This is a genomic window from Nocardioides sp. CCNWLW216 (assembly GCF_037120545.1).
Classification (GTDB): Bacteria; Actinomycetota; Actinomycetes; order Propionibacteriales; family Nocardioidaceae; genus Nocardioides; species Nocardioides lianchengensis.
On sequence record NZ_JBBBBJ010000003.1, the window covers coordinates 347,412 to 358,220 of the forward strand.

A 10,809-nucleotide genomic window follows, 5' to 3' on the forward strand; every position below is an offset into this window, starting at 1 on the left:
GCATGACCCCTTCCACCACCGCGATCGAGGTCGCCGGGATCGCCAGGTCGTACGACGACCACGCCGTCCTGACGGGCATCGACCTCACCGTGCCGACCGGCACCGTCTACGCCCTGCTCGGGCCCAACGGCGCCGGCAAGACCACCCTGGTCCGCATCCTGTCCACGCTCACCCTTGCTGACGCGGGCACCGCCCGCGTCGCCGGGTACGACGTTCGTCGCGAGCCCGACGGCGTCCGCCGCGCGATCGGGCTGACCGGTCAGTTCTCCGCCATCGACGAGCTGCTGACCGGCCGCGAGAACCTACGCCTCATGGCCGCCCTGGCCCACCTGCCGCGGTCCGCGGGGGCCGCGCGGGTCGAGGGGCTGCTGGCGCGCTTCGACCTGACCGAGGCGGCCGACCGGCGGGCGGCGACGTACTCCGGGGGGATGAAGCGGCGCCTCGACCTGGCCATGACGCTGGTGGCCCGGCCGCAGGTGATCTTCCTCGACGAGCCGACCACCGGGCTGGACCCGCGCAGCCGCCGCGACCTGTGGCGGATCGTGCGCGAGCTGGTGGCCGACGGGGTGACGGTGCTGCTGACGACCCAGTACCTCGAGGAGGCCGACCAGCTCGCCGACACCGTCGGGCTGCTCGACGGCGGCCGGCTGGTCGCCGAGGGGACGCCGGCGGAGCTGAAGGCCCGGGCCGGCGGCGACACGCTCGACGACGTGTTCCTCGCCCTGACCGGGCACGGCGTCACGCCGGAGCCGGACCAGGAGGCGGCCCGATGAGCACGATGACTCTCGCCGCTCGCGATTCGGCCACGATGCTGGGCCGCCAGCTCAAGCACCTGCGCCGCTACCCGTCGCTGACGATCATGCTGATCGCGCAGCCGGTGCTCCTGCTGCTGCTCTTTGTCTACGTCTTCGGCGGCACCATGGGCGCCGGACTCCCGGGCGGCGACGGACGCGCCGACTACCTCGACTACATCTCGCCGGCGATCCTGGTGATGACGGTGGCCTCGGTGGCGCTCAGCACCGCCATCCACATCGCGAAGGACGCCACCGAGGGGATCATCGACCGGTTCCGCACCCTGCCGATCGCGAAGGCGTCGGTGCTGACCGGTCACGTGCTCGGCGCGCTCGTGCAGACCGCGGTCGCACTGGTCGTGGTGCTGGGCGTCGCGCTGCTGCTCGGCTACCGGCCGGAGGCCGGGCCCGGCGGCTGGCTGGGCGCGCTCGGCCTGCTCCTGCTGATGACGGTCGCGTTCACCTGGCTCTGCCTGCTGCTCGGCCTGGCCGCGGGCAGCGTCGAGACGGCGAGCAACACCCCGATGTTCCTGGTGCTGCTCCCGTTCCTCTCCAGCGGATTCGTCCCGACCGACACCATGCCGGCCGGCCTGGCCTGGGTCGCCGAGAACCAGCCGTTCACCCCGATGATCGACACCCTCCGCGCCTGCCTGGCCGGGACCTCGCCGGGCGACGCGGCCGGGTGGGCGGTCGCCTGGTGCGTGCTGATCACGGTCGCGTCGTACGCCGGGGCGCGTCGCCTCTTCACGGCGGCTCGGGCAGGCTGAGCGCGTGCTGACGATCGGCCAGCTGGCGGCGTACTCCGGGGTGACCATCCGCGCCGTGCGGCATTACCACCAGGTCGGGCTGCTGCCCGAGCCCGAGCGGGACGCCTCCGGCTACCGCACCTACACGGCGCCGGACGTCGTACGCCTGGTCCGGATCCGCACGCTGGCCGAGGCCGGGGTGCCGCTGGCTCGGGTGCAGGACCTGCTCGAGGCCGGCGAGGAGGAGTTCGCGGCGGCGGTGGCCGACCTCGACCGGCGGCTGCGGGCCCAGGTGCGCGAGCTGCAGGAGCACCGCCGGCGGATCGCCCGGCTGGCCGCGGGCGACAGCCTCGCGCTGCCGCCCGCGGTCGTCGCGTACCTCGACCGGCTGCGATCCCTCGGCGTACCGGAGGCGATGGTGGCGGGCGAGCGCGACGCCTGGATCGTCATCGCCGCGCGCTGGCCCGAGCAGATGGGCTCCTTCATGGCGGACAAGAACGCCCAGCTCGACGACCCGCGCACGGTGCGCCTCTACCGGATCCTCGGCGAGCTGATCGAGCACGGCCTGGACGAGGACCGGCTGGTCGAGCTGGCCGACCTGATGGCCCAGCAGATGGCCGAGTACGTCGCCGGGGGAGGGACCGGCGACGTCACGGCCATGTCGGACGACACGGTCGTGGACCTGCTCGACGCCTGGGCGGACGCCTCGCACCCGCTGGTCGAGCGGCTGCGGGAGCTCCTCGCGGAGCGGGGCTGGACCGGGTGGATCCGGATCGAGCCCGCTACCCCGCCAGCGCCCGGGCCTTGAGCCCCTCGAACTCGCGCTGGTCGATCACCCGCTCGTCCAGCAGCGCCTTGGCTCGGGCGATCTCGTCGGCCGGCGACGTCGAGCCGGCCGAGACCGAGCGGATGTAGTCCTCGGTGGCGTCCTGCGCCCGGCGGGCCGCGGCCGCGCTGCGCTCCGCCATCCCCTGGCCACGGGCGACCAGGTAGACCAGCGAGGTGAGCAGCGGGAGGACGACGAGGAAGAAGACCCAGACGGCCTTGACCAGGCCGCTGGTGTCGCGGTCCCGGAAGAGGTCGGTGATCACCTGGAAGAGCACCACCAGGTAGGCCATCAGCAGAAAGAACGACACGGTGAACCAGAAGAAGTCCCAGAACGAGTCCATGGGCGCGATCGTGGCCCGTCTCCGCTCAGGGCGGGCCACCCGAACCGGGTGAGGGCGGCCGCGGGACGAGGGTCGCGAGCCGCTCGGGCGCGCGCAGGCAGTAGGCGTCGGTCAGCAGCTCGGCCAGCTCGTCCCAGTCGGTGCCGTCGTCGAGCACCAGGCCCACGACGTCGCGGCCGTAGCCGGCCCGGAAGTACGGCGCCCCGAGGTGCTGGAAGGCCATCACCTCGTCGGGCTCGGCGCGGAAGGTGATCCGGACCAGCCCGTCCTCGCCGCCGAACGCGTGCGCGACGCTCTTCGACGCCACCTGCCACTGCACGCCGACCCAGGCCTCGACCCGCTCGCACTCGGGCAGTGCCTCGAGGACGGCGGCGATGCGTCGTACCCAGGCGGCCGGGACGTCCGGGCGGCTCACGAGCCGGCGCTCACGAGGCCGGCCTCGTAGGCGGTGACGACCAGCTGCGCGCGGTCGCGGGCGCCCAGCTTGGTGAGGATCCGGGACACGTGGGTCTTGGCCGTCAGCGGCGACAGCACCAGGTGCGCGGCGATCTCGTGGTTGGACATGCCGCGGCCGACCAGGGCGAGGATCTCGCGCTCGCGCGGCGTCAGGTCGGGGAGCGCGACCGGCGGGGCGGGGACCGGCGTCGCGGGCGCGGCGACGTACGCCTCGATGAGGCGGCGGGTGACCTGCGGGGCCAGCAGCGCCTGGCCGTCGTGGACCAGGCGTACGGCGTCGAGGAGCGCCTGCGGCTCGATGTCCTTGAGCAGGAAGCCGGAGGCGCCGGCGCGGAGGGCGCCGAAGACGTACTCGTCGAGCTCGAAGGTGGTCAGCACGACCACCCTGGTGGCGGCCAGCGCCGCGGTGCCGGTGATCCGCGCGGTGGCCGCGAGGCCGTCGACGCGGGGCATCTGGACGTCCATCAGCACGACGTCGGGGGCCGTCTCCGTCGCCAGCCGGACCGCCTCCTCGCCGTCGGCGGCCTCGCCGACGACCTGCAGGTCGGGGTCGGAGTCGAGGAGCGCGCGGAAGCCGGCGCGCACCAGCGCCTGGTCGTCGACCAGCAGCACCCGGATCACACCGACACCTCGACGGGCAGCGTGGCCGCGACCCGCCAGCCGCCCTCGGGGCGCGGTCCGGCCTCCAGCGAGCCGCCGACCGCGACGGCACGGTCGCGCATGCCCGCCACGCCGGCCCCGGTGCCCGTGGCCCGCAGCGGCGCCGGGGCGCTGCCGCCGTCGTCGACGACCTCGATGACCACGTGGTCCCCCTGGCGGGTGACCCGCACCCGCGCGGACGTCGTACCGGAGTGCTTGAGGGTGTTGGTCAGCGCCTCCTGGACGATCCGGAAGCCGGTCGCGTCGACCGAGGCCGGGAGCGCCCGGGCCGCGTCGTCGATGTCGACGCTCAGCCGGAGGCCGGTCCCCTCCAGGTCGGCGAGGTCGGCGAGCCGCTGCACCGGCAGCGCGACGCCGTCGGCGCCGGCCTCGGCGTCGCGCAGGACGCCGAGGACCGCGCGCAGGTCGGTCAGCGCGTCGCCGCTGACCTGCTTGATCGCCCGCAGCGCGGCGTGCGCCTGGGCCGGGTCGCGGTCGATCAGGTGCGCCCCGACCCCCGCCTGGACGTTGATGCTGACCATGGCGTGGGCGACGACGTCGTGGACGTCGCGGGCGATCCGCAGCCGCTCCGCCGACCCGGCCTTCTCGACCAGCGCCGCGGTGTAGGCGCGGCGCTCGTGGTTGGCGACGCCGAGCGCGAACGGCAGCCCGACCGCCGCGAGGTAGCTCGCCGTCGGCCAGCTGAGCAGCACGTGCGGGCTGTAGATCTGCAGGATCACGAGCGTGAGGGGCAGCGCGAGGGCCGCGACCAGCGCCGCCGTACGACGGCCGCGCTGATCGGCCAGGGTGAAGGCGCAGATCACGGCCGGGGTGGGGATCGTGTTGTAGACGCTGCAGGTCTCCATCACCGGGAACAGCAGCGCGAGGACCGCGACGAACGTGCCGACCGGCCAGCGCCGTCGTACCAGGACGGGGAGGGAGGCGGCGAGGATGGTCACCACGGCGAGCACGCTCGGCTCGGCCTTGGGTCCGACCCACAGCTCGACCAGCATCGCCCCCGCGCACAGGGCGGCGAGGGCGGCGTCGAGGCGCGTCAGGCCGAACCGGGTCACCCGCGCAACGGTAGTCGCGGGCGACCCGGTTCGGGGGGCTGTCACGGGGTGAGCACCAGGCGGTCGACCGGCTTCTCGCCCTCGGAGAGGCCGACCCGGTCGTGGACCCGGCGCAGCCACATCGGCGCCCACCAGTTCCACTTGCCCATCAGGCCCATCAGGGCCGGCACCAGCAGCGACCGGACGACGAACGCGTCGACCAGGACGCCGACCGCGGTCGCGATGCCGATCTGCTGCATGAAGGAGATCTCGCTGGTGCTGAAGGCCCCGATGGCCACGGCGAGCAGGATCGCGGCCGCCGTCACGATGCCGCCGGTGCGGCCCAGGCCGGTCGCGACCGCCTCGCGCTCGGTCAGGCCGGAGTCGCGGGCCTCCTTGATCCGGCCGAGGAGGAAGACGCCGTAGTCGGTCGAGAGGGCGAAGACCAGCGCGGCGGCCACCAGGAAGTTGGTGGGCTCGATGCCGCCGTTGGGCGTGTAGCCGAGCAGGCCGGTCAGCCGCCCGCCCTGGTAGATGAAGGCGATCGCGCCGAGGGCGACGCCGACCGTCAGGACGTTCATCACCACCGCCTTGACCGGCAGCACCACCGAGCCTGTCATCAGCCAGAGCACGAGCATGGTGAGCACGACGAGCAGCCCGACCGCGAGCGGAAGGCTGTCGGCGATCGCGGCCTGCTGGTCGACGAACTCTGCGGCCGGCCCGGTCACGAGGGCGTCGGCCCCGGTGCTGCCGGCCAGGTCGCGCACCTCGGCGACCACGTCCTGGGCGGCGTTGCCGGCCGGGTCGCCGTCGACGACGAGGTCGAGCTGCCAGACCCCGCTGCCCAGCTCGGTCGCCTGGGCCGGTGCGAGCACGCCCGGGAGTGCGGAGGCATCGGTGGCGAACGCGGCCACCTCCGCCGGGTCGTCGCTGCCGATGGCCACGGTGACGGGGGTGCCGGCGTCGCCGTCGTACTCCGCCTCGAGGGTGTCGCTGACGATGCGGGCGCTGAGGTCGGTGGGGACGACGGTGCCGTCGACCGGGGTCCAGCTGGCCTGGAGGGCCGGGGCGGCCAGGACCAGCATCACCGCGGCGGTGCCGGTGGCGACCAGGCCGGGGCGGCGCATGACGGCGTGGGAGAAGCGGTACCAGCGGCCCTCGGTCGCCGCCTCACCCCGGGTACGGCGGGCCAGTCGGGCCCCCCAGAGGCCGAAGATCGCGGGGGCGATCAGCAGCGAGGCGACCGCCGCGACGACCGCGACCGCGGCGCCGGCGATGCCCATCGAGCGCAGGAAGCCCATCGGGAAGACGGCCAGGGTGGCCAGCGCGACCGCGACGGTCGCGGCGGAGTAGACGACGGTGCGCCCGGCGGTGGCCATGGTCGTACGGACCGCGGCGGCGGTCGGGCCCTGGCGCTGCAGCTCCTCCCGGTAGCGGCTCAGCAGGAACAGGCTGTAGTCGATGGCCAGGCCGAGCCCGAGGCCGATGACCAGGTTCAGGGCGAAGATGCTGAGTCCGTAGACCTGGTTGGCGCCGGTGAGCACCAGGAAGGTGCCGAGCACGGTCGCGATCCCGACGACCAGGGGCAGGACCGCCGCGCGGCCGCCGAAGATCAGGATCGAGAGCAGCACCAGGATCGGCAGGGCGAGCAGCTCGGCGCGGGTGAGGTCCTGCTCGACCTGCGCGCCGAGCTGGAGCCCGGCGACCGCGGACCCGCCGACGGTCACCGCCTCGTCGTCGGCGAAGGCCTCGACGACGTCGTGGGCGACCGCCTCGTCGTCGACGCCGGCGGTGACCGTGCCGAGGACCAGGGCGGACGAGCCGTCGGTCGACGTCCCGCCCGGGGTCACCTCGGCCAGGCCGTCGATCCCGGCGAGGGCGTCGGCGACCGCCCCGGCGTCGGCGGCCGGCTCCACCAGGAGCACGAGGCCGGCCGAGGCCTGCTGGCCGGTGGCCGCCTCGATCCGCTCGACCGCACGGGCGGACTCGGCGTCGGCCGGCGCGAAGCCGCCGTCACTCTGCAGCGCGCCGGCGACCGGGCCGCCGATCACACCGGCCAGGGCGACGAAGAGGAGGATCGCGGCGAGCGAGCGCCGCGGGAAGGCGTGGATCGTGGTGAGGAGCCGTTCGACTGGTTTCATGCCACGACCCTCGCCGTCCGTGGGGGTCCGGCGCGTCCGCCCGGAGGAGGCAGTCGGCGGGGCGCCTACTCCCGGTGGAGTACGACGCGGCGAGCATCCGCGGCCCGCATCCCCGCCGTCACTGCGGCCATGCCGACCCCGGCGACGGTCCACGGGCGTCGTACGCCTCGCGCCTCGAGACGCCGTACGGCGGCCGCGGTGAGCCGCTTGGTCCCGCGCGCGGTCGCGAACGAGGCGACCACGGCGGCGGTGACCTTGGCGACCGCGAGCTTCGAGGGGGGACCATCGGGCAGGTCCGGCTCCTCGTGGGAGGGCCGTTCCAGCAGGAGGTAGGCGCCGGTGGTGCCGGCCAGGATCGCCAGCCGGGTCACCCGGCGCGGCCACGGACGGGTGACGTAGTCCGGCACGGCGATCCACGCCACGGTCGTCACCGCCTGCAGCACCAGCTCGGCGGGGCGGGGCGGGGTGGAGTCGCTCACGCTCCCAGTCCACCATGGGGATGGTGAGCACCCGTGAGCAGCGTCGCCGGGCCGCGCGCGGGTCGCGCCAGGCCCTGCTGGTCACCGTGCTGGCGCTGGCCTGGGCCCGGTTGTGGCGCCGACCGGTGCGCTTCGACGAGGCGGCCGGCATCTTCGTGGCGGTCGGCGTCCCGCTCGGCGCCGTCCGGGCCGGGACGTCGTACGCCGGGGTCTACCTGGCTCGCCGCGAGCCGGACGCGGCGATGCTCCGGCACGAGGCCGTGCACGCCGAGCAGTGGGCGCGCCACGGCCTGAGCTTCCCGTTCCGCTACTGGCTCGAGGAGCTGCGGCACCGCGGGTCGCAGAACCGGTTCGAGATCGAGGCGGGGCTGGAGGACGGGGACTACGGGGGCTGACCCGGGGCCGTCGTACCGGTGAGGTGGCGGGCGGCCGGTAGCGTCGCGCCCGTGATCGGCGAGGCCGCCCGGGAGGCGGCGGACAACCTGCTCCGCAAGGCCGCCAAGGCGCTGGCCGCGGACGACGAGGAGCGCGCCGCACGATTCGTCGCCCGCGCCGTGGCGCTGCCCTACGACGCCGTCGACGAGATGCACCCGGCCGCGGCCTCCGCCGCGATGATGCTCTTCACGATCGTCGGCGACGAGGCGGAGGCGCGGAACCCGCGCTGGATCGACGCCGCCGCAGAGGTCCTCCCGGCCGAGCCCGGCTGGGGGCGCTCCGAGCTGCTCGTCACGCTCGGCGCGGTGTGGGACGACTACGACCTCGACCCGGACGAGGTGGCGGGTCTCCGCGCACTGCTCGCCACGCCCGTCGACCGGCCGGAGCTCCAGTCTGCCGAGCTGGTCGGGGACGAGCTCGCTGCGGCGGTGACCGAGGTGCTGAACGTCGTCGCCGACTACGTCGCCGTGCTGGAGTCGCGGGGCTGAGGATCGATCCGTCGGGCTGGCCGCGCCGACCCGATCAGCAGTAGGCAGAGGGGGCTACCTGGCCCCCTCAGGACCAGCGGAACCTCCGGATCGAGGGAGCGAGGATCCTGGCCCGCGAGAGGGCGCCGAGCAGGAGACAGCCGAGGGCGCCGCCGATCACGTTGAAGACGAGGTCGTTGACGTCGGCGATGTGGCCACCTCCGAGGAGGTGGGCGGTCGCGTACTGGCTGACCTCGATGGACAGGCTCAGAGCGGCCGTCGCGGCCAGGACGCGCCACCAGGACCACCGGGGCACGGCCAGGGACAGCAGTACGCCGAGCGGCACGAAGACGCAGATGTTCATCACCGCATCGGCGGCCTCATAGCCCGCGATCGGCGTGAGGTTGATGAACTGGGTCCACGGGACGTTGCTGGTGGGCTTGTCCAGGAAGATCGGGAAGAGGGTGTTGGCGACGATCCCCGCGGCGTAGACGCTGACGACGAGCGCCACGGCGGCCCGGGGCAGGGTCAGCAGAGCGCGTCGCTGCAGGTGCCACCACGACACGGCGAGGACGGCCGCGGCGAGCGGAACGACGACGGGCAGGACGGGGACCTCGGCGAACAACGCCACCTCCTCCGATCTCCGAGCGAGCTCGGCAGACGCGACTGATCGGCCGGGTGCCGACGACGGAGATCATCTCGACTGGCACGGACCCGTCTCATCGGCCTGGGGTACCGGATCGCCCGCCGGAGGTACCGGTCGGGGGGTGGCCGAGCCGGATCCCGGACGGGCTCAGCTCCTGCGGTCGCGTCCGAAGCCGCCACCGAACAGCGCCCAGAGGACCAGCACCGGCTGGAAGAACAGCCGTACGAAGCGCTTGGTGTCGGTGTCGAGGCCGAAGGCGTCGGTGTGCTCGACGTACTGGGCGATGTTGCCGGGGAAGATCGCGACGTAGAACAGCGCGAGCAGCGCGCCGACCGTGCGCTGGTGCTTCGGGAGGGCGACGAAGGCGGCGCCGAGGCCGATCTCGACGACGCCCGAGGCGAGGACCACCGCGTCGGCGTCGACCGGGAACCAGTCCGGCACCTGGGCCCGGAACTCCTGGCGGGCGGAGGTCAGGTGGGTCACCCCGGCACCGACCATGATCGAGCCGAGGGCGACGCGGGCGACGGTGCGGGCGAGCCTCATGGAGGCACGGTAGCCACCGCCGGGGAGAATGACTCCCATGGCCGGCGCTCACTCCCACCGACGTGAGCGCCGACGTGACGACCACGCCGGCCACTCGCACACCCACGACGCCCCCGACCTGCGCATCGGCCGCGGCCCGCGGACGGTCCTGCTGGCCTTCCTGGCGCTGGTCGCGGTGGTGACCGCGGTGGGTGTCTGGCAGCTGTGGCCGGACGGCGGCAAGGTCGACGAGCTGACCAGCTCGGTGCCGTTCGCGGCGCCGGGGGTGGAGTTCCCGACCGCCGAGGTGGTCCGCACCGAGGCCGACCAGCTGGTGGTGTCGTACGACGGCGAGGAGGTCGGCCTGCAGGTGCCGCCGCAGGTCCTCGACTCCGACCTCGGGGCCGGCGACACCGTCCGGCTGGTGGTCACGCCGGGCGCGACGGGCGAGCCGGACCGGGTGAGCTGGTTCGGCGTCGACCGGACCCGGCCGATCTGGATCATGGTCGGCCTGTTCGCGCTGGTCGTGGTCGCGGTGGCCCGGCTGCGCGGCGTGCTGGCCCTGGTCGGGCTGGGCTTCGCGGGTCTGGTGCTGTTGCAGTTCGTGCTGCCCGCGTTGCTGGTCGGCGAGCCCGCGATCGCGGTCGGGCTGGTCGGCTCCGCCGCGATCATGTACGTCGTCCTCTTCACGACCCACGGGTTCTCGATCCGGACCAGCGCGGCCCTGGCCGGCACCCACGTCGGCGTCGCCCTCACGGCGGTCGTCGGCTGGCTGGCCGTGCGCGCGACCAGCCTCAGCGGCATCGGCGACGACGGCTCGACGGTGCTGTCGGGCTTCGCGCCCGACCTGGACTTCTCGGGCCTGATGACCTGCGCCGTGATCATCGCGGGGCTCGGCGTGCTCAACGACGTCACCATCACCCAGGCCTCCGCGGTCTGGGAGCTGCGCGGGGCCGCGCCGGGGATGAGCCGGTCGCGGCTGTTCGCCAGCGGCATGCGGATCGGTCGCGACCACATCGCCTCGACGATCTACACGATCGTCTTCGCCTACGCCGGCACGGCGCTGACCGTGCTCCTGGTCCTGGAGCTCTACGGCCTCCCGGTCGTCGACCTGCTGGCCACCGAGGAGATCGCCCAGGAGGTGGTCCGCACGCTGGCCACCAGCATCGGCCTGGTCCTCGCCGTCCCCGTCACGACCGCGATCGCCGTCGCCACGGTCCCGGCCCCCACTTCTAATTCCGATAAGGATGCCTTAGTCTCCTAAGG

Annotated in this window: 14 protein-coding genes; 6 read left to right on the top strand and 8 right to left on the bottom strand. The window is 73.9% G+C overall.

The genetic code is table 11. The features are described 5' to 3' along the window. Nucleotides 1-2: 2 nt before the first annotated feature. The 3 genes from V7S47_RS09330 to V7S47_RS09340 are packed head-to-tail and all read left to right on the top strand — an operon-like array spanning nt 3 to nt 2,345. A complete protein-coding gene (locus V7S47_RS09330; protein ID WP_336561300.1) occupies nt 3-773 on the top strand; it encodes an ABC transporter ATP-binding protein in 771 nt (256 codons plus the stop codon). Then, complete coding sequence (locus tag V7S47_RS09335; RefSeq protein ID WP_336561301.1) at nt 770-1,558, top strand: ABC transporter permease; 789 nt, start codon at nt 770-772, stop codon at nt 1,556-1,558. Before V7S47_RS09330 ends, V7S47_RS09335 begins: the two co-directional genes overlap by 4 nt. A 4-nt stretch (nt 1,559-1,562) precedes the next feature. After that, nucleotides 1,563-2,345 (top strand): MerR family transcriptional regulator, encoded by a 783-nt coding sequence (locus tag V7S47_RS09340; protein WP_336561302.1) that lies wholly within the window; start codon nt 1,563-1,565, stop codon nt 2,343-2,345. On the opposite strand, the gene V7S47_RS09345 is transcribed toward V7S47_RS09340, so the two are convergent. The 6 genes from V7S47_RS09345 to V7S47_RS09370 form a co-directional block, all read right to left on the bottom strand. After that, entirely contained in the window at nt 2,320-2,706 is a 387-nt protein-coding gene (locus V7S47_RS09345) for a PLDc N-terminal domain-containing protein (protein WP_336561303.1), read from the bottom strand. The two genes, V7S47_RS09340 and V7S47_RS09345, sit on opposite strands and share 26 nt — an antisense overlap. 25 nt (nt 2,707-2,731) lie before the next feature. Then, nucleotides 2,732-3,121, bottom strand: coding sequence for an MmcQ/YjbR family DNA-binding protein (locus V7S47_RS09350; RefSeq protein WP_244509259.1), 390 nt, complete (start codon nt 3,119-3,121; stop codon nt 2,732-2,734). Then, entirely contained in the window at nt 3,118-3,783 is a 666-nt protein-coding gene (locus tag V7S47_RS09355; protein ID WP_336561304.1) for a response regulator transcription factor, read from the bottom strand. Before V7S47_RS09355 ends, V7S47_RS09350 begins: the two co-directional genes overlap by 4 nt. Then, nucleotides 3,780-4,874 (bottom strand): sensor histidine kinase, encoded by a 1,095-nt coding sequence (locus tag V7S47_RS09360; protein WP_336561305.1) that lies wholly within the window; start codon nt 4,872-4,874, stop codon nt 3,780-3,782. The genes V7S47_RS09355 and V7S47_RS09360 overlap by 4 nt, the downstream gene beginning before the upstream one ends. A gap of 41 nt (nt 4,875-4,915) precedes the next feature. Next, the gene (locus V7S47_RS09365) at nt 4,916-6,994 is read right to left on the bottom strand and encodes an MMPL family transporter (RefSeq protein ID WP_336561306.1); all 2,079 of its coding nucleotides are present in this window, start codon (nt 6,992-6,994) and stop codon (nt 4,916-4,918) included. A gap of 65 nt (nt 6,995-7,059) precedes the next feature. After that, on the bottom strand, nt 7,060-7,473 hold the full coding sequence (locus V7S47_RS09370) for a hypothetical protein (protein WP_336561307.1): 414 nt from the start codon (nt 7,471-7,473) through the stop codon (nt 7,060-7,062). Nucleotides 7,474-7,496: 23 nt separating this feature from the next. Between V7S47_RS09370 and V7S47_RS09375 the strand changes: the two genes are divergently transcribed. Beyond that, nucleotides 7,497-7,868: a hypothetical protein gene (locus V7S47_RS09375; protein WP_336561308.1), complete on the top strand. Its 372-nt coding sequence runs from the start codon at nt 7,497-7,499 to the stop codon at nt 7,866-7,868. A 51-nt stretch (nt 7,869-7,919) separates the two neighbouring features. Beyond that, nucleotides 7,920-8,396: a hypothetical protein gene (locus V7S47_RS09380; protein WP_336561309.1), complete on the top strand. Its 477-nt coding sequence runs from the start codon at nt 7,920-7,922 to the stop codon at nt 8,394-8,396. A gap of 67 nt (nt 8,397-8,463) precedes the next feature. Here the strand turns inward: V7S47_RS09380 and V7S47_RS09385 are convergent, their stop codons facing one another. Continuing rightward, nucleotides 8,464-9,000, bottom strand: coding sequence for a VanZ family protein (locus tag V7S47_RS09385; protein ID WP_336561310.1), 537 nt, complete (start codon nt 8,998-9,000; stop codon nt 8,464-8,466). 168 nt (nt 9,001-9,168) lie between these two features. Next, nucleotides 9,169-9,564, bottom strand: a complete 396-nt coding sequence (locus tag V7S47_RS09390) for a DoxX family protein (RefSeq protein WP_336561311.1) — start codon at nt 9,562-9,564, stop codon at nt 9,169-9,171. 37 nt (nt 9,565-9,601) lie between these two features. On the opposite strand from V7S47_RS09390, the gene V7S47_RS09395 reads away from it, so the two are divergent. Next, nucleotides 9,602-10,807, top strand: coding sequence for a YibE/F family protein (locus V7S47_RS09395; RefSeq protein WP_336561312.1), 1,206 nt, complete (start codon nt 9,602-9,604; stop codon nt 10,805-10,807). Nucleotides 10,808-10,809: the final 2 nt, after the last annotated feature.

Bases quoted from the DNA above. Each gene is read 5' to 3' on its own strand.
- V7S47_RS09330 (WP_336561300.1), top strand. From the start codon at position 3: ATGACCCCTTCCACCACCGCGATCGAGGTCGCCGGGATCGCCAGGTCG.
- V7S47_RS09335 (WP_336561301.1), top strand. From the start codon at position 770: ATGAGCACGATGACTCTCGCCGCTCGCGATTCGGCCACGATGCTGGGC.
- V7S47_RS09345 (WP_336561303.1), bottom strand. From the start codon at position 2,706: ATGGACTCGTTCTGGGACTTCTTCTGGTTCACCGTGTCGTTCTTTCTG.
- V7S47_RS09365 (WP_336561306.1), bottom strand. From the start codon at position 6,994: ATGAAACCAGTCGAACGGCTCCTCACCACGATCCACGCCTTCCCGCGG.
- V7S47_RS09390 (WP_336561311.1), bottom strand. From the start codon at position 9,564: ATGAGGCTCGCCCGCACCGTCGCCCGCGTCGCCCTCGGCTCGATCATG.
- V7S47_RS09395 (WP_336561312.1), top strand. From the start codon at position 9,602: ATGGCCGGCGCTCACTCCCACCGACGTGAGCGCCGACGTGACGACCAC.